The organism is Enterococcus sp. 9E7_DIV0242, assembly GCF_002140975.2.
In the GTDB taxonomy this organism is placed as follows: Bacteria; Bacillota; Bacilli; order Lactobacillales; family Enterococcaceae; genus Enterococcus_L; species Enterococcus_L clewellii.
This window is the reverse complement of sequence record NZ_CP147247.1, coordinates 1,964,887-1,983,030: the sequence shown is the minus strand read 5'-3', so window position 1 is coordinate 1,983,030 and position 18,144 is coordinate 1,964,887. Positions and strand designations below refer to the sequence as shown.

Below are 18,144 nucleotides of genomic sequence, written 5' to 3'. Positions count from 1 at the left end.
AATCCATGGCGGAGCTTTTTCATATAAAGTCGTCTTTTAAGGAGCAGTCACATCTTCGCCAAACCATTTTTCAGAAATTTTTGCCAGCTCACCATTCTCACGTAGTGTGTCAAAACCTGCGTTGATCTTTTCTGCCAGTTTTAGGTCGGTTTTTCGGATGCCTACGGCAAAGGTCTCGCTGTCAAAGCCACCGGCGATAATGGAGTAATTCGCTAAACTGTTCTCTTGAGATAGATAATAGTTGGCATACACACGGTCAATCAGCAGTCCATCAATTCGTCCGCTTTTTAGATCCATAAAAGCTTCATTAAATCCATCGTAAAGAATAGGTGTTTGATCCTGTACATAATTTTTTAGGATTTCCGGCTGTTCCTCAAAGCTGTGATAGCCGGAGGAACCATTTTGAGCGCCAAGAATTTTCCCTTTCATATCAGAGAATTGATCGATGCCATTCTTTTTAAGGGAGACGACGACCTGCTCGTTTTTCATATAGTCATCACTGAAAAGAACTTTTTCTTCCCGCTCAGCTGTTTTTGAATAACCATTCCAAATCAAATCAATGGTCTGATTTTGTAATTCATTTTCCTTCATGGACCAGTCTATGGGTTGAAAATCTACATCAATATTATAGAGAGCAAAGACTGCTTTTGCTAAATCGACATCAAAGCCGATGATTTCTCCGGCTTTATTTTGAAAGCCCATCGGTACAAATGAATCATCCAGCCCAACAATGATCCGTTTATCCGTATTGATTCGTTCCCATTGGTCAGCAGTTGTTTTTTTACGACCACAGCCCACAATCAGAAAGAGGAGCAGTATGGCAGGTAGGAGCCAATAGATATTTTTCTTCATACGAATGCATCCCTTCTATTGAATTGGCGCGACAGTCAGTAACTGGTCGGCAATATTTTCTGCAAATTGCATATCATGGGTTACGACGATTTGAGTGATTCCTTGTTCTTTCAACCCGAGGATCACAGCTTCCACTTGTTGACGAAGCTCGGGGTCTAATGCACTGGTTGGTTCATCATAGCCCAACACCTTAGGCTTCATTGCTAAAGCTCTGGCTAGAGCGACACGCTGCTTTTGCCCACCAGATAGCTGATAAGGATATAGGGATTCTTTACCGGATAAGTCAAACTTGTCAAGAAGCTGAAGTGCTTCATCCACGCTCTCTTGTTTTGATTGTTTTAAAGATAGAACAGGTGCAAGTGTAATATTATCAAGTACAGAAAGGTGAGGGAACAATTGAAAGTCTTGAAAAACAATGCCAACGACTTGGTCCGCATTATCCATAGCCACCGGATCAAAAGTGGTTCCATCGATCAATAGTTCACCGGAATCAATGGTTTCTAAGCCTGCGAGACAGCGTAGTAAAGTCGTTTTTCCCCCACCGGAGGGGCCGACGATCGTCAAGATTTCACCGTCAGGTATTTCAAGAGTCAGATTATCTATGATTGTTCGCTCATCAAAACGTTTTGTTAAATTCTTTATTGTCAGCATACTGTATCCTCCTCGTTATCTGTAGTATTGGTAATATTTCTCAATTTTTTTGGAAAGTAATGTTAGAACTGCTGTAAACAGCAGATAGATGACACCGACCAACGCTAATGGAAGAATGGTTACATCTCTACTCATTGCTATTTTTCCAGCCCGCAGTAGATCACCAAGTCCAAGAACATAAATCAAGGAGGTATCTTTGACTAAATTGATTACTTCATTACCGATTGAGGGTAAAACAATTTTGATTACTTGAGGTAAAATAATCTTTTGGATCGTCTGCAATTTTGTCAGTCGCAATACCTTAGCTGCTTCATACTGACCCTGAGGGATCGATTGAATACCACCACGAAAAATTTCTGCAAAATAAGCAGCATAATTCAAAATAAAGGCAAACAAGGCGGCATCATAACGTTCAAATACGATTCCTATCAGTGGTAAGCCATAAAAAACAAAGATCAGCTGTAGTAATAATGGCGTTCCCCGCATCAGCCATATATACACATTGATCAGATAGGTCAGTGGTTTGAAACGTGTTTGTAGTCCAAAAGCGACCAAAATCCCTAAAGGAATCGAACCAAGCAAAGTAAAAATAAATACTTTGATTGTCATTCCGGCTCCGCTTAATAAAGCGGGTAAAATTTCCCATACATAATCCATCATACATCCTCCAATATCAATTAATATCTATCTGTTATTTTGCCGATAACGCAGCAGAATAACAAAAAAAGTCCTCTCGACAATACTGCCAAGAGGACGTTAGACCGTGGTTCCACCTCAATTTACTGCTATCTTGCGAGAACAGTCTCATGAGCACTCAAGTGATTAAGTGCTTCCTCTGATAACGGGGAGTACCGCAGCTTCTTACTAGGTGTTTCAGAAGCTGACTGGGTGCAGATGTGTTCACTACTTGTTTTCTGATGCTTCTCTCAGCAAATGAAGCACTCTCTTTTCAAAAAAGGGATAGCAGCTACTTGTTCCGACCATATGTTTTTCATTATGAATAATTAGAAATAAAAAAGTCCTTTGGCATATACATGCCAAAGGACGAAATATCGTGGTTCCACCTTTGTTTGTTATTATCTCGCGATAACAACCTCGTAAAGTCATAGACTTTGTGCTGTAACGGGCCTACCCGGACATACTTACTGATTTTTCAGTATACCAACTCCCAGATGTGGTTCACTTTGATCTGTGTCTTCTTCCACCAATTGAAGACTCTCTGTTAGCAAATCGTCAAGTTACTCTTCTGTTCTTTGTTTTTACTTACTTTATCATCGTCATTTGATTCTGTCAACCGGAAAATATGGTAAAATTCAGGCATATAAGTTAAGGATTCAATTTTTTTCAGGTAAAATAGTAGGAAGAGCAAGAACAGAAATGCTTTTGTGAGGTTCTTAACTTTTTACTTTTTCAATACAACTCTGTCATTTTGTTGATGCTGAAGTCTTGCTGAAACGTCAGAGTATTTTGAAGAAAGCTGCCTGTGATTTAATCAGATTTGGGGCAAATATAGGAGAGTGGAGTGACTTTGTCATTCAAAGGAGGAGAGGGAATGAAGAAATTTAGTTTATTAATGGTCGTATCAGCTCTGGTACTTAGTGCCTGTAGTACTGGAGGGAAGAATGAGGAAGATTCTTCCGGCGGAGCTAATGAGGTGAAGCAGGAAATCAATGTTGCGTCTGGTGGAGAGCTTTCTACATTGGACAGTGCACATTATACAGATGTTTACAGCTCAGACATGATCGGTCAAGTATCAGAAGGGCTATATCGCTTGAACAAGGAGCAAGATCCAGAGTTGGCGATGGCTGCTGAAGAACCTACGGTCAGTGATGATGGTCTCGTTTATACATTCAAATTGAGAGAGGCGAAATGGTCAAATGGCGATCCGGTGATTGCAGATGATTTTGTCTATGCGTTCAAAAATGTAGTTGATCCGGCTTATGGATCAAGTAGCAGCAATCAAATGGATATTTTTAAAAATGGTCGGAAAATCCGTGATGGAGAAATGACTCTAGATGATTTTGGTGTGAAAGCTATTGATGATCAAACCTTAGAACTGACGTTGGAATATCCAGTACCCTATCTGTCTCAAGCGTTGGTAGGAACTCCTTTTATGCCGAAAAATGCAGCATTTGCTGATGAGAAAGGGACAGCTTATGGGACATCAACAGATGACTTCGTAGGGAATGGTCCATTTCTGATTTCTGGCTGGGACGGGACTACTGAAAGCTGGAAGCTGACGAAAAATCCTGATTATTGGGACCAAAAGAGTGTGAAGCTAGATACGATCAATGTTCAAGTTGTTAAGGAAATTGCAACGGGGACCAACCTTTTTGATGGTGGCGATTTAGATTATACTGTTTTGGCAGATACGTATGCATTACAATATAAAGATTCTCCACAAGCATACTTTATTCCGAAAGCGATGGTCGGTTACCTTAGTCCGAATCATAAAAGAGAAGTGACTGGCAATGTTCATACGCGTAAAGCAATTCTTCAAGCCATTGATAAAGAGGCTTTTGCTGCCGATATTTTGGGCGATGGCTCAACAGCGTTGAATGGGTTCGTTCCAAAAGATTTTGCAAAAGATCCAGATAGCGGAGAGGATTTCCGAGAAGAAAATGGGGATTTGCTGCCCTATGATTTGGAAGCTGCTAAAAAAGAATGGGCATTAGCGAAGCAAGAGCTGGGCAAGGATCAAATTGAACTGGAATTGATGTCTGCCGATTCAGCGATTGCTAAAAAGACGATTGAATTTGTTCAAGGACAGCTGCAGGAAAATCTGGATGGATTGAAAATCGTTTTGAAATCTATTCCGCTGCAAAATAGATTGGATCTACAGACAGAGGGGAATTTTGATCTTGTATTTGGGACCTGGACGCCAGACTATGCGGACCCAATCAACTTTTTAGAGTTTTATGATTCAAAGAGTGGATTGAATACTGCTGGTTATGATAATGCGGACTATGACAAAGGCTTGAATGATGCTCGGATTACCTTAGCAAATGAGCCTGAAAAACGTTGGGAAACATTGTTGGATCTTGAAAAAATCCTTGTTCAAGACGACGCTGCTGTGTTGCCTTTGTATCAAGGAGCGATTGGGTACTTGAAAGCCGATCGAGTGAAGGATCTACAAGTATTTTCATTTGGTCGGACAGTTTCATATCGAACCGCTTATGTAGAAGAATAGAATAGCTAAATAAAAAAAGTGTCAATAAAAAAGCTGTGGTCCTTAAGGATTACAGCTTTTTTGTGCTTCTTAAAATTAAATGTTTCAGTTAGAAATCAAGAATGTTCCGAGATTTCTGTCGGTAATAGAATTGTTTCTCTTGTTCCGTCATCAAAGGCAAAAACTCGCTCAGGAAATGAAGTAGAATAAGCATAGGCCAAATCTACAGCCATTTCAACATCACTGAATTCTTGAGAAAATCTCAATGTTACGCGACCGTTATTATTGAATACGTCAAATGCAAGCATGTTTGTCAAAGGTATCACACCTTTTAAATTCAGATCAATGATCAGCCAGATACTGTCGATCAGCTCTCCGGGTAAACTGGAGACAACCCCCAGTGAAGCGTAGCGGCTGCGGCTTCTGTCAAATGATTCAAACATAAGAACCCCTCCCTTTTTGCTTACTATTAGTATACCTCAAAATGAAAGAAGATTCCCCATATCTGTTTTTTGGTTAAGCAAGTTATCTCTGAGGAAAAGTAAATTGCAAGTTTAGATAAGCGCTCCTTATCGATATAAGTACATTTGTTTCACAAATTTGGGAGTAGGAACGATTCGTTAAAAAAATAAGGCTGTCAAAGAACCTTATCTTTTACTAAGGTAAGATTAGAGAAAATACCAGTATATAGCTGTAATAGATTACTGAATAAGGCAGATTATGAGAATTCTAAAGGTCAGTCTGTTCGGATAGGGCTGGAACTGTCCTATAATTGATTGTAGTATTCATCTTCTAACGCTCTTTTTATATAGTCTATTTCCGAAGGAAATGGGTGTATTCGGATTCTGATACTCTTGATTGAGTGATTGAATTGTAAAGGGTAGTCATGTATAACGAATTGAGTATCCGCAGTGATGGCATCTGAAAACACTATTTTGACCGTACTGATCGATAACAGCATATTTTTGATAAAGTATCTGTGTGAGTAATCGTATCTTGATAAGATAGTCACGTTTACGGGTTGTAAAAGCTCTGGAATAATAGAAAAGAGTTTTTCTTTGTAACCGAGAACAGAGTAGCTTGTTGAGTTAGTAACAAACCACCCTACTTTTTTTAAATGATCAAAAAAAGCATCCAATTTATCATTTAATACCCCTATCCCATTATAACTGGAAAATTTGTATGAGTGGCCATAAAACCATTCGGTATCAATAGTAACCAAGTAGTATTCAGTTATTTGGGTTTGCAGAATCAGATAAAACATAAAGGCAAATTGATAGTCAGATAAATAAAAATGAAAATAGTCACAGAAATTTTCAATCCAGATAATTGTTCTCACTTCAAGTAAATTGGTGTAATTTCTTTTGTCTCTATTAAGATGGATGGTTGATAGTTCATCTTGAGAAAGATAAATCAAAGATATATGAGAGATAAAAATGTACATAGAATGAATTTCTCTGCTTTTATTGAAGTTATCTAGTTGGTAAGGAGATAGAAAAGAGTCAAGTTCTGGCAGATAAGATGCTTGGAATTGATCAAGTGAGATAAGAAAAGTAGAAATGCTATCAATATCGTCATAAGTGGAAATAACATAGTTATTAGCTAAACGAAAATGAGTGATCAACAACCACAGCTTAAAAAAAGGATGAAAACTATTTTCAACAAATTCATCTTTATTAGAGAAGATATCAAGATAATCACTGATACCTATTAATAAGTAAAAGTAAAATAGTCGAATTTGACGTTCGTTACCAAGAATTTTTTCTGTTGTTCTTAAATCTAAACGCAAACCAAGCCTATCCAGTTCTTCTTTCAGCACAGGAAGCTTTCTATATAAGGTTACTGAAGAGATAAAGTTCCTTTTTGCAAAGGTCTCTACAGATTCAAAATCGTTCATTAAAATAGATAAAGCCAGATTGAAAAGAACAGACCGTTCAGAATAAAGAGCGATAAGCTTATTTTCATCAAATACATTTGAAAATGAGATTTTCAGACTAGCATCGGATACAAGGATTGAACCGTAATTGTTATCAACAGTTTCTAAATCTGCAAGCAATTCTTCCAAGCGTCTACGAAGACTTCGTTTGTCTATAGATAGTTCATAAGCAAAATTCTGCAAAGGTACTTCCTCATAGTTATTGTACTTCCAAAGGAGATAGAGTAATTTAAGCTTCTCCTCATCTCTTTTTTCAATTAGCATGTTGATCTCCTTCCAAAAGATTCATGGTTAAATAATAAAACAATAATGTTGAAGAGGCAATAGAAGCAATTTAATCCAATAAACGCATTAGCTAGCTTGATAAAAAAGCAATAACATTTTATGCATGAGACAAAGCATAAAATGTTAATGCTTTTTTTTAAAAAACTATGTACTATTTTTTCGGAAGAAGATAAAATTTAAATTTTTTCAATATGAATGAGATGGTTTTGGAAAAGGAAAAACTTCTCGTTTTGTGTACAAACGAGAAGTGAAAAAGTTGTTTGTTTAGTTAAATGTTATAAAGAAATTAAAAAAATAGTTTAAAAAAGTTTTAATATTATGTTGTTTCTATTTGAATATCTACAAAAAATATTATACAACAAAATTTTGAGAAAGTTTTATCAAATTTTTGTTAATAAAAACAAAAAAATGAGAGAAAAACAAAAAGATATTTATTGATGATTATTTTTAGCCGTCAAAAATACCGTCAAAATCAATGAAAATAGAAAGAAGGAATTGTTATGAGTCGCAAAGGTGAGAATATTTACAAAAGAAAAGATGGGCGCTGGGAAGGTCGCTTTATAAAAGGGAGAAAAACAAATGGAGCAATTCATTATGGCTATGTCTATGCAAGAACCTATCGTGAAACAAAAGATAAGATTATTGAACAAAAAATCATCCTTCGTCAAACAGACCCTTCAATCAAAGAGTTCCAAGGGAATCTTGGTTATTGGTTTGATTACTGGATAGAGACGCTCATAAAAAAAGAAATCAAACAGAGCACTTACAGCAGCTATAAAAGCAAAATCGAAAAGCATATCAAACCAATTTTGGGAGAGATTCCATTAAGTAAATTGACTACAGTAGATTTAAATACGTTTATGAAAAATATACAAGAAAAGTTGATGCCTAGCTCGGTACAGTCTGTATTCCAAGTGTTGAAGACAGGTCTATTTGAAGCAGAAAAGAAGAATTTTGTAGAAAAAGATCTCTTAAAATTTATCTTACTGCCAAAAATTCATAAAAAAAGAATACGGACCTTAACTTCGGAAGAAGAACAAAAAATACGATGCTTGGCTAGCGAAGAAGAGAAGGGGTTGCCCGTTTTATTGGCTTTAGAAACAGGATTACGTATTGGTGAAATCGCTGGTCTGAAATGGCAAGATATAAACTTTGATAACAAAACATTGGTGGTCAACAGAACACGCCAAAGGATACAGGATCATGAAAAACACAGGACACATGTGATTGAGGATACACCCAAAACATTTTTATCTCGACGAGAAATCCCATTATCAGAGAAAATGATACAGCGCTTAAGAACAAGAAAGATAGCTAATGTAGGAGAATACGTGATCTCCTTTAAAAATAAGCCGACAGAGCCCAGAACGATAACAAATTACTTTAAAAGTATAATGAAAAAATTGAATTTAGAACGTGTGAATTTTCATTCACTACGACATTCTTTTGCCAGTAAGTGCTTGGAGAAAGGGGTAAGTGTCGCTGTTGTTGCAACGTTACTAGGCCATTCTTCAGTAAAAACGACACTGGATATTTACGCGAATTCAAATAGAAATAACGAAAGAAAGGCAATTGAGTTAATTGCTGAATAAATCACTTAAAATTACATGATTCTATGCTCAGTACATAGACCGCTATTGTTAGAAAAAATTACTAAGAGCGGTTTATTTGCTATGCCTTTCTTTTTACAAAGAAGCTTATAAAAAAATAATGAAAAGAAAAAAACTATTATTTCTATGATATTTCAGAAGAATATTTTTCCATAGTCGTCAGATTCGCCGTCATGATTTTAGCATTGCAGTGAATATAAGAATCATGTAGATTATTCTCGTTTGTACACAAAACGAGAAAACAGATTGGTGCTTTTTACTATTCATTTTCTATTTTGGAGGGATAAAACATGTTTAACATAGGGGTAATTTCAGTCTCAGGTAGCATTCAGGATAATTACATAGACGTATTGGAAAATGGTGATACGAAAGTCATAGAAGTTCTCCCTTCTGAAGTTAACAAAAAAATAGAGCAGGTTGATGCAGTCATTATTAATGATGATACTCAGGAAAATGTCGCTCAGATTTGCAGCTTGATTATGAAGTTGAAAGCAGGGCAGAATCCGTTGGTGTGGGTTATGACTAAAGAGCCTGATCCGGTCAATCGACTTATTTTTCTTCAGTTGGGCGCAGACGGGAATCTCAATTCTCTTGTAGATCCAAATGAATTCAAGCTAATTATCAATAATGCCCTCGATCGTCATATTAAAAGTAAGAAATCCATTCAAACGGAGACCAAACCAAAAAAAATTTACAAAAGAAGCTTTGAGCTAGTTGATCAAAATTTTAGTGTCATGATTGATAATGACCGTGAGATTCCTTTAACGAAATTGGAGTATCAACTTTTAAAAATTTTACATAGTAAACCGAATATGGCATTTACTTATGAAGAATTATTTGAACGACTTTGGCAAAAACCAGATAAGAACTACAAGTTTAGAATATCAAATCTAATCTTCCACTTGAGAAAAAAAGTGGAAGAAAATCCAGAACAACCGTACTTCATTATCACGGTACGTTCAAAAGGATACTTTCTTAATATGACATAAAGCAAGTATAAAAGGAAAAGCAAATAATTGCGAAAATGGTGATTTGGTTATGCATCAACTATTTAGAGTAGTTGGTTCAGTTTGACTGATACAAAAAAATTTATTCGGTTTCTTTTTTTCTTCATTTTCTTTGTAGAATACGAAATTAAGTGTCTATTCATAGAGAAAGTGAAATGAAAAATTGAAATATAGTGTGTTCTTTACTACACACAACTATCTATACAAGGGAGGAGTTGAAAAAGATAATGAAAATCGGAAAAAAAGGTACTTTTATAGGCCTTGTATTCACCGGCTTACTAGTAACAGCTTTTTGGCATATTCCTGAACCGATCAAAGCGAATGAAGAAGCAAGTACTTCTGACGTGATGGGCTCAAATGAGGAAGATGTATCTGAAAACAGTGATACGGAAATGGCTTCTCCGGAAGCTTTGGTGGAACCCTTCGCTACGGTCGCACCAATGGCTGCAGCAGGCTGGGGGACGGAAGCCGCAGCAACAAATGTTGTTGAAGTTTCTACATGGGATGAACTGTATAAAGCGGTGATGAACACCTACACAGGAACGGAGACAAACAAAAATAATGCGGACTATATCAAAGTAACTGCAGATATCGAAAATCCGGGAAATAATGGAACCGGGGATACACGAAGGGATGCTCCGACAGCTCGTATCGATTATGTAATCGATGGGCAGGGTCATACGGTTGACTTTAACCAAGTCAGATTTTCGTGGGCGACCAGTACAACTAGAGATAGAAATATTTATGTGAAAAATATCAAAATGTATGGGCAAAGTGCATACGGACCATTTGCAATCGGGGATTATGCAACCATTGCTTCAACGATCACTTATGAGGATGTTTATTACAGAGGCTCTCAATTGAGTGCTTCATGGCAGGCAACAATGATTTTCAAAGGGACCAATGAGTTTCATTCAGTGAATTCTTATGAAGCACCATTGCGACCAGGTGTGACTAAAAATACTTGGGCGAACCAATCCGGATTGGAAGCTTTCCGAGCTATCTATGAAGAAGACAGTAATACAACTGTTACTGTACAAAATGGTAACGGCTTTATTTTGGCCAGCTATCTTGGAAACACCGGTACAACATCTAATCAATCGGCATATGCCAGAATTGAGAAAAATGCTGTAGTGGATATCACGACCAATGGGAATGCAGGAGAAGCTTGGGATGTTGGAAACTATGTTATGTCATTGAGAAAAGGTGATGTAACGGTCGCAGAAGGCGCAAAAGTATATGCAAGAACCGGCGATTCTACTACTCGTGGCGGAATTCAATTGTATTCTGATACCACGTTTAATATCGCTAAAGGTGCAGAAGTGGGCGTCGAGATAAAAGGGAATATGGCTGGAACAACGGCTTTAAATCTTGGAAGTGATTCTAAGTTCAATGTCTCTGAAGAGGGTAGCATGACGATCAATCTTCGGAACCAAGGAACGAGTACACAAGATGTTGTAAACGCCGGGGCTCGTGGCGAATTTGTTGTTGGGAAAAAAGCAACTTTCAATATCAAATTAGAGGATGGTACCGGTGTACGTAACTTATTTAACATCGGGGCAAACGGAGTTTTCCGCTTTGCTGATGCGTATTCTATTGATTTGGATGCACGAGGCAATACCAATGCACATCTAGTGAATATGACCAATCCAGGTCACTTTATTGCGGATGTTCAAAAAGTATCCTCATGGTTGAAAACACCTGCTAGCGATGACCCATATAAAATTTGGAATCCGATATATGGAGTGGATGTAACATACAATGGACGAAATACAACAAACATTGTTGGACAAAGTGTTACCACACCTATTACAACGGATTTCTTAACTAATTACAGAACGACGGCAACTGGGTCTCCTCATAGTGGTTTTTCAAGAGTTCTTTATGAGTATATTCCAGATGTCATCATCGGATTGAATCAACCGACAGATAATCCGGCGGAAACATCCAGCAAGGTTCTTTCGGGTGTTGTAAATCCCGATCCAGATTATATGAACGGGACGTCGATTTTGTTCTATCTAGTTGTGGATGAAAATGATCCAAGCAAGGATGTTTTACTGACTGAACCGAAAGTTAACTCACCAATTGAAGGAGATAGTAGAAAGTTCCATACGATTGCTGATCCAACTACAGGCTCGTTCAGTTTTGACTTGCCGGCAGATGTCACGCTGAAAGCGGGGCAAAAGATAAAAGCAGTTGGTTGGTTGAACGGGAAAGAAGCATATGATATCAAAACGGTTTTGGATACAACACCGCCGGAAGGAGACCCTCGAACTGTTCATTCAGCTGTGGGGGAGGTCGCTCCGGAACCGAGTGAATTTGTTCAAAACCCAACGGATACCAATCCTGTAACGCCAAACTTTGGTTATGAATTTGCAGAAGAAAATACACCAGCACAGGTTGCAGCAATGATGGCTACCCAAGGAGAGTATGATATCTATGTCTATCTTTTGGATGAAGCAGTAGATGCGACGGGAGCTCTAGCTCCAAACAAAACGAAAATCAAATCTAAGTTGGTTATTCATGAGACGTTGAATGCACTTGCTGCAAAAGATATTGAGGCTAGTGCAACTATTTTGAATGGTATGACAGAAGATCAACTGAAGGCCTACATCATTCAAGAAAGTGAAGCATCCTCCTACAAGATTGTAGATGGGGTGCAGACAAGCCTGACAGATAAAATCCAAGTGACTGATTTAGGCGGACTAACGCCGAGCTCTACTGGGGGTTCTTACAATGTGACATTGACAGTGAGAGCTGCAGATTCAGGATTAGCAACAGATTTGACGAAAGTCATCACTGTGACATTTCGTGATGAAGTAGCACCGACCGGAACAGGGAAGCTGACCCTAGCACCAAAAGGAAATGCTGCCTATCTTCGGGACGAAACAGATCTGACCAAGTTCCTATTGGACTGGAGCGACGATGTCACACCAAAGGATCAAGTAACAGTTCGCTTTGCAGAGAATACTGATTTTGATGCAATTGTCGCGAATACCGGAGACAGTGAGTTCTTTGTGATACTTACTGACTTGGCCGGCAACGATAGTGCACCAATCAAAATACCCGTCTATGTGGTAGACAGTATGCCAGATGGCGCAGTTGCCGTTGAAGGAAGTAATTTCAGAGTGGATCGCTCGAAGTGGACAGCCAATACTGCGACAGCTGACGCACTAAGAGCTTATGTAGTCGCACAAGGAAATGTTCGTGGATTGGAAGTCATAAATAATGTGTTGGAAAATGTCACAGATGATAAAGCCAAATTGACAATCAATGCCTCTGGTGTAGGAACTGATGAAGAACAGGCCTATCCAATTGTATTGACAGTCGCATCGAATGGGGACACAGCTACACATACTATTTATGTGACCTTCAATGATAAAACCAAACCGACAGGAACTGGTAAATTTACGATTGTTGATTTGGGCGCTGCTGGTAAGGATGCGATTGAAAATGCTGCTGATTACAAAGTATTTCTGAAGGATTATTCAGATAATGTTTCTGCGAATGACAAGATTACTGCTTCATTGAAACCAGGTCAGGATATCGCAAATATCGTGTCAAAACAGGGCAATGCTTCATTTATTGTCAATTTGACCGATGAAGCCGGCAATGTTGGAGAAGTTGTAATACCGATTTTTGTCAAAGATAAGGCAGTTTCAAGTGATAAGTATATTCTGGATGGACTGGACTTTGCTGTAGCGGCAAAAGATTACCCGACCAGTGAGGCAGAAATTTTAACGATGATTCATGATAAAGGAAAACTGGCTCTTTGGGAATTTGATGAGACATCTATTACAGCTCTTGATCCAACGCTGATCACTGTTGATAAAGGTACCTTGCCAGGTCCGGTAACAGGTGGCGGTGTCGTACAAGATGGTGCTTACAAAGTAACACTTTCCTATGGAAGTGGAACATCTAAAGTTGAGAAAGAGATAACAGTAACGATCAATAAGAGCATTTCTACTGTAAATGTGGAATTTGTCGATGACAAGGGCCAGAAATTACGTGATCCGATTCCTGTTAGTGGGAATATCGGCGGTACAGTTGATTTAGTCACGAATACAGCGATTCAGGATAGGGTAAATGAATTACTTGGAGAAAATTATCAAGTGAAGACACGTCCGACACCGGAAGATGCTATTCCAGTGACAGAAAATCCATCGACTGTTCAATATGTCTTCAACGGCACATTGTTTATCTATTCTTATCCGACATCAATTGATTTCGGAACAAGAAATGCGGGGATTTTTGGTGTCCGTGTGGATAACCCAAGTTTCGATGATAATTTAATCATTTGGGACAATCGTACAGATGCAACAAGCTGGACACTAAAAGCGCGTTTGGAAGATTACTTGACAAGCGGAAGCGGAACAGGGACGAAAGTGTTGCCGGATGCGATTCGTTATCGAGTGGCTGATGGAAAAGACAGTGAAATCATACTGAATGATACAGACCAGGCGATTACTGTTGACACGCACAACGCCCCAGGACAATACGATGTCAGTGAACGTTGGGCAACCGGAGAACGTGGCTTTAAGCTTGAGGTTCCTGCGGGAGCAGTTCGCGAGTTGGGTGAGTACAAGGCAACAATTGTCTGGACCTTAGGAGAAACGAAATAACACAATGGAGGAAAGAAACATGAAACGAATAAAGCTATTCTCATCGCTCTTTATTTCTGTTGTTGTCATGGCGTTTATCTTTTTGGGCAAACCAGCTATTGGGTTTGCAACAGAAAACGGTGGTGCAGTACAGACGAACGGTGTCATTTCTTTCTATGAAGAAAGCACAGACTCAAGTAGTTCAACAGAGCCTAGCTCGACGACTGAACCAACAATTCCTACAACAGAACCGACAAAGCCTTCTGGCTCAAAACCGCAAGGAAAGTATCCTTCAACAGGTGAGTTGATAAAGAAAAGTTTAGGAATCAGCGGCGCGGCACTGCTATTGATCGCTTTGATTCTATTCTACGTGAAACGGAGAAAAGAACAGGCATCCGGAGAAGGAAAGGGGTATTGACAGCATGAAGCAAGTAAAACTAGCAACAATGTTGTTGCTACCACTATTCTCTGCAGCTCTGTTCAGCTTCTCTGAAACAGCGGCAGCAGAAGCCGGTTCTTGGTCTGGTGAAGTAAGTATCGGTTTTGAAGGTTCCTATGAAAAAGAAATCAAGGATCCTGAGTATCCAGACCAAGCGGTCGATCCAGGCGAAAGCCCTTCAACAGACGGGGAATTGCGCATCGATTTTGTTCCTCAGTTCAACTTTTGGGCAAATGCCAAAGTGGATGAAGATGTGCTGGTCTACGGAAACGCGCAGCTTTTTCATGGAAATACGGGAGCTAGAGGGAATTTTGTTCAAGTCTCAGATTTTCGTGGAACGGGGAAAGGTTGGCTGCTGCAGCTTCGTCAGGAAACACAGTTTAAAAATGAGACAGCAGAAAATAAAGAGCTCGACGGCTCGGTCATCTCCCTTGGAAGTTCATGGGCGAATTCGACTAGAGGAGCCGATGAGGCACCGATTGTTCAAAAAGATGTCATTCGAATCGATAATATCGGTCAGACATACAACTTAGCTGAGGCGAAAGCAAACACGGGAGAAGGTACCTGGTCGATCATTTTTGGCGCATCTATTGAAAATGAGAATGGTATGAAGGACACGCTGATTCCAAGGTTGGATGCTGACGGCAATCCCGTAACAGATCCGGCATACGATAATAAAGCGATTTATCAAAACAAGGCATTAAGTTTGTCTATACCGGGGGCAACTAAAAAGGATCCGGTAACATACACAACGGTGATAACTTGGATTTTATCTGAGCTACCATAAATAACACACACAAATTAGGAGGAACACACATGAAAACTTCACACAAATTAACTGGCGCTGCACTTTTAGCAGTACTAGGACTAGGACTTGCAGTACCATCAATTACAAAAGCAGCACCGGGCTATCCAGATGCAACAACTGGTGTTGGCGAAGGGAAAATCAAATTTACAACAGATGATACAACCAATCCAACAAACTTACCGCCAGGTGAATCTACTGGTACGCCAATGACTGAGCCTTCTCAAAACCCTAATCCAGGGGCATTGAAATTGGTTTCTGTAACAAGCATGGACTTCGATACACATAAAATCGTAGCAAATGATGCGGATAAGTCTTACGATGCATTACCATTTACTGATCCAGGTTCATCTCAAACAACAGCTCACTTTGTTCGTTTCCAAGATATTCGTGCGGATGCAGCAACAGCTAATAACTGGTGGACAGTGAATGCTGAATTGACAAAACAATTCACAAACGCTGCTGGTCAAACATTAGACGGTTCAACATTGGATTACAAGAAAATTTCATTAGTAACAGGAACAAATGCTGCGACAAAACCATCTTTAGCTGCAACAACAACTCAAACATTGGCTCTAAACACAGTACAACCTTTCTACACAAACAAAGAAGTTGGTAAAGGTTTCGGTGTATTTGAATTGATGTTCGACACTAACGCAAATGCAAAAGCAGGAACATACGATGGTATTACACTAAACGTACCAGGAACAAATGTATTGAAAGCAAGTGAATATACAGCAGAAATCACTTGGACCATTACAGACGCTAACTAATTTTTTTAATTAGCGATTGAAGAGTCGTGGTCGGGACAGAAGTATTCAGCTTTTTAACAGAAGAAAAAATTTATGAAAATTGCTTTACAAATTTTAGATAAATTTCTACTTACTTATGAAAGAGTTGCTTCTGTTCCGTCCTTTTTTCAGATGTAGTGCATGATACAAGCTTGAGGATTTATTAGGTCTCAAGCTCGTCTTATTTTTAAGAGAAGAGAGAGGAACACGGAATGATCAAAAAAGCGGTTAAGCTATTAGGTTTTATTTACATAGTAGGAATGCTTGTGGGATTTTCAACAGCAGTAAACGCAGCAGAAAATCAACAAGCACTAAAGGGATTTTCTTATAAGGTGATTTTACCGGAAAATCAACATAATTCTGAGGTAGGTTACTACGATTTACGTATGGAGCCGAGTCAGCAACAAACGATCCAAATGCAGCTTAATAACTCATCGGATGAAGAAATTACTATATTGGTCAGTTTAAATGGAGCTAAAACGAATAGCAATGGGGTTATTGAATACAGTAAAAATGACATTGAGAAGGATGCATCACTAAAGTATGATTTTGTGGATGTTGTCAAAGCACCGGAAGAAGTAGTCATTCAACCAAATAGTTCAGAAATGCTGAATATGGAGATCACGATGCCGGAAGCTTCTTTTGAGGGGTACATTTCAGGAGCAGTCACTATCCAACAAAAAGATGCACAAGGACAGGAAACAGATACGAATCAAGGGATGATCATCAATAAGCTTGCCTATCAAACGGGTATTCTGTTGAGTGAGGCAGATACAAATGAAATAAATCAAGATATGAAGCTAAACCGCGTTTATCCTGATTTGAATAATTTTCGAAATGCCATTTTTATCAATTTTTCCAATGTTCAGCCTGTTTACACAGAAGATATGACAGTTGATGTTCAAATCATGGGGAAGGCATCTGATGAGGTTTTATATGATACGAAAAAAGCCAACATGCGGATGGCACCGAATTCATTGATTGATTTTCCGGTTTCAATGAACGGGGAGCGAATGGTTCCGGGAGAATATCGAGCAAAGATTCTTGTAACAACAAAAGCTGGTGGTAAATGGCAATGGGAAGAAGCGTTCAAGATTACAGATGAGGAAGCAGATAAGTTTAATGATCAGGACCTGACATTGGTTCAAGATGCTGGTGTTAATTGGTTGCTGATAGCGATGATCGTTGGCGGACTACTACTATTGATTTTGATCATCTTCTTAGTGATTCGTTTTCTTAAAAAGAAGAATAAGCAAAACAAAAGAAAAAATGCCTCTTCAAAGCGAAAAAAGAAAAAGTAGATTGACGGAGGAGGCTTAAAAATGGAGATACTTGACTGGTTGTTTATCGGTACATGTTCTGCTGCAATTTTCTTTCTGGTTCTTGCCTGGGTCTATTTTGTGTTGGTTCTTGTAAATACCTCCAAAGTGAAAAAGTGGAAACAAGCAAAACCAAGAAAAAAGAGAAAACGAAAACGTTGGCGTCGTACCTGCCGAATACTTGAAAAGAAAAAGAGTGCTTCTATTCGTTTCTTTGTATTGTTTTTTGTCATAGCTTGTTTGGGCGGAGGAACTGCTTTTTATACTCGTTACTATCAAGCGACAAATTTAGGAAAAGAAGATACCGAGGCGCTAGTTCAAGGTCATTATCTTTTATCAAACATCGAAGAGCAGTTGAATCAAATTCATGAAACGGATAACCCTAAAAAAATTCAGGAGAATATCTATGATCTGGCGGCCCGACTTGCTAATTATGGGGTGCGGACCGCAGATAGACGTTTAAGCATGGAAGGACAAAAAGAGTTGAATCGGCTCTATGTGAATATGAAGGAATTGGGACTGAACCTAGGAAGCCAAACCTTTGAAACACTGAGTGATCAAGATACGTTATCAGGGTATCTATCAGATATGAAAAAAACAAAAACAAATCAAAAAAAGGTGTTCAAATATTTCCGAATCAACGAGTCTTCTCTGAAGGAAAACAAGTGAGTCTGAAGTA

Annotated in this window: 14 protein-coding genes and 1 other annotated feature; of the genes, 9 read left to right on the top strand and 5 right to left on the bottom strand. The window is 38.7% G+C overall.

Annotated features, from left to right (window positions below):
• Positions 1-36 precede the first annotated feature (36 nt).
• From A5888_RS09350 to A5888_RS09340, 3 genes are read right to left on the bottom strand one after another with little or no spacing between them, the layout of a single operon-like run.
• The gene (locus A5888_RS09350) at positions 37-852 is read right to left on the bottom strand and encodes an amino acid ABC transporter substrate-binding protein (protein WP_086349964.1); all 816 of its coding nucleotides are present in this window, start codon (positions 850-852) and stop codon (positions 37-39) included.
• 15 nt (positions 853-867) lie between these two features.
• Positions 868-1,503: an amino acid ABC transporter ATP-binding protein gene (locus A5888_RS09345; protein ID WP_086349965.1), complete on the bottom strand. Its 636-nt coding sequence runs from the start codon at positions 1,501-1,503 to the stop codon at positions 868-870.
• 15 nt (positions 1,504-1,518) lie between these two features.
• On the bottom strand, positions 1,519-2,163 hold the full coding sequence (locus tag A5888_RS09340) for an amino acid ABC transporter permease (protein WP_170924832.1): 645 nt from the start codon (positions 2,161-2,163) through the stop codon (positions 1,519-1,521).
• Between the two features lie 377 nt (positions 2,164-2,540).
• Positions 2,541-2,766: a binding site (T-box leader), on the bottom strand.
• Between the two features lie 289 nt (positions 2,767-3,055).
• On the opposite strand from A5888_RS09340, the gene A5888_RS09335 reads away from it, so the two are divergent.
• Positions 3,056-4,693, top strand: a complete 1,638-nt coding sequence (locus A5888_RS09335; protein ID WP_086349967.1) for a peptide ABC transporter substrate-binding protein — start codon at positions 3,056-3,058, stop codon at positions 4,691-4,693.
• A 95-nt stretch (positions 4,694-4,788) separates the two neighbouring features.
• On the opposite strand, the gene A5888_RS09330 is transcribed toward A5888_RS09335, so the two are convergent.
• Together A5888_RS09330 and A5888_RS09325 are read right to left on the bottom strand one after the other, a co-directional pair.
• Entirely contained in the window at positions 4,789-5,115 is a 327-nt protein-coding gene (locus A5888_RS09330) for a DUF960 domain-containing protein (RefSeq protein ID WP_086349968.1), read from the bottom strand.
• Positions 5,116-5,438: 323 nt separating this feature from the next.
• Positions 5,439-6,872, bottom strand: coding sequence for a helix-turn-helix domain-containing protein (locus A5888_RS09325; RefSeq protein WP_339102045.1), 1,434 nt, complete (start codon positions 6,870-6,872; stop codon positions 5,439-5,441).
• Positions 6,873-7,393: 521 nt separating this feature from the next.
• Between A5888_RS09325 and A5888_RS09320 the strand changes: the two genes are divergently transcribed.
• The 8 genes from A5888_RS09320 to A5888_RS09285 all read left to right on the top strand — a co-directional run bounded on the left by A5888_RS09320 (position 7,394) and on the right by A5888_RS09285 (position 18,134).
• A complete protein-coding gene (locus A5888_RS09320) occupies positions 7,394-8,485 on the top strand; it encodes a tyrosine-type recombinase/integrase (RefSeq protein ID WP_086349969.1) in 1,092 nt (363 codons plus the stop codon).
• 308 nt (positions 8,486-8,793) lie between these two features.
• Complete coding sequence (locus tag A5888_RS09315; protein ID WP_086349970.1) at positions 8,794-9,492, top strand: winged helix-turn-helix domain-containing protein; 699 nt, start codon at positions 8,794-8,796, stop codon at positions 9,490-9,492.
• Between the two features lie 245 nt (positions 9,493-9,737).
• On the top strand, positions 9,738-14,132 hold the full coding sequence (locus A5888_RS09310) for a pectate lyase-like adhesive domain-containing protein (protein ID WP_086349971.1): 4,395 nt from the start codon (positions 9,738-9,740) through the stop codon (positions 14,130-14,132).
• Positions 14,133-14,151: 19 nt separating this feature from the next.
• Positions 14,152-14,529: an LPXTG cell wall anchor domain-containing protein gene (locus tag A5888_RS09305; protein WP_086349972.1), complete on the top strand. Its 378-nt coding sequence runs from the start codon at positions 14,152-14,154 to the stop codon at positions 14,527-14,529.
• A gap of 4 nt (positions 14,530-14,533) precedes the next feature.
• The gene (locus A5888_RS09300) at positions 14,534-15,337 is read left to right on the top strand and encodes a WxL domain-containing protein (protein WP_086349973.1); all 804 of its coding nucleotides are present in this window, start codon (positions 14,534-14,536) and stop codon (positions 15,335-15,337) included.
• Positions 15,338-15,366: 29 nt separating this feature from the next.
• The gene (locus A5888_RS09295; protein WP_086349974.1) at positions 15,367-16,128 is read left to right on the top strand and encodes a WxL domain-containing protein; all 762 of its coding nucleotides are present in this window, start codon (positions 15,367-15,369) and stop codon (positions 16,126-16,128) included.
• A gap of 230 nt (positions 16,129-16,358) precedes the next feature.
• Positions 16,359-17,447, top strand: a complete 1,089-nt coding sequence (locus A5888_RS09290; RefSeq protein WP_086349975.1) for a DUF916 and DUF3324 domain-containing protein — start codon at positions 16,359-16,361, stop codon at positions 17,445-17,447.
• Positions 17,448-17,468: 21 nt separating this feature from the next.
• Complete coding sequence (locus A5888_RS09285) at positions 17,469-18,134, top strand: hypothetical protein (protein WP_086349976.1); 666 nt, start codon at positions 17,469-17,471, stop codon at positions 18,132-18,134.
• The last annotated feature ends 10 nt before the right edge of the window (positions 18,135-18,144 follow it).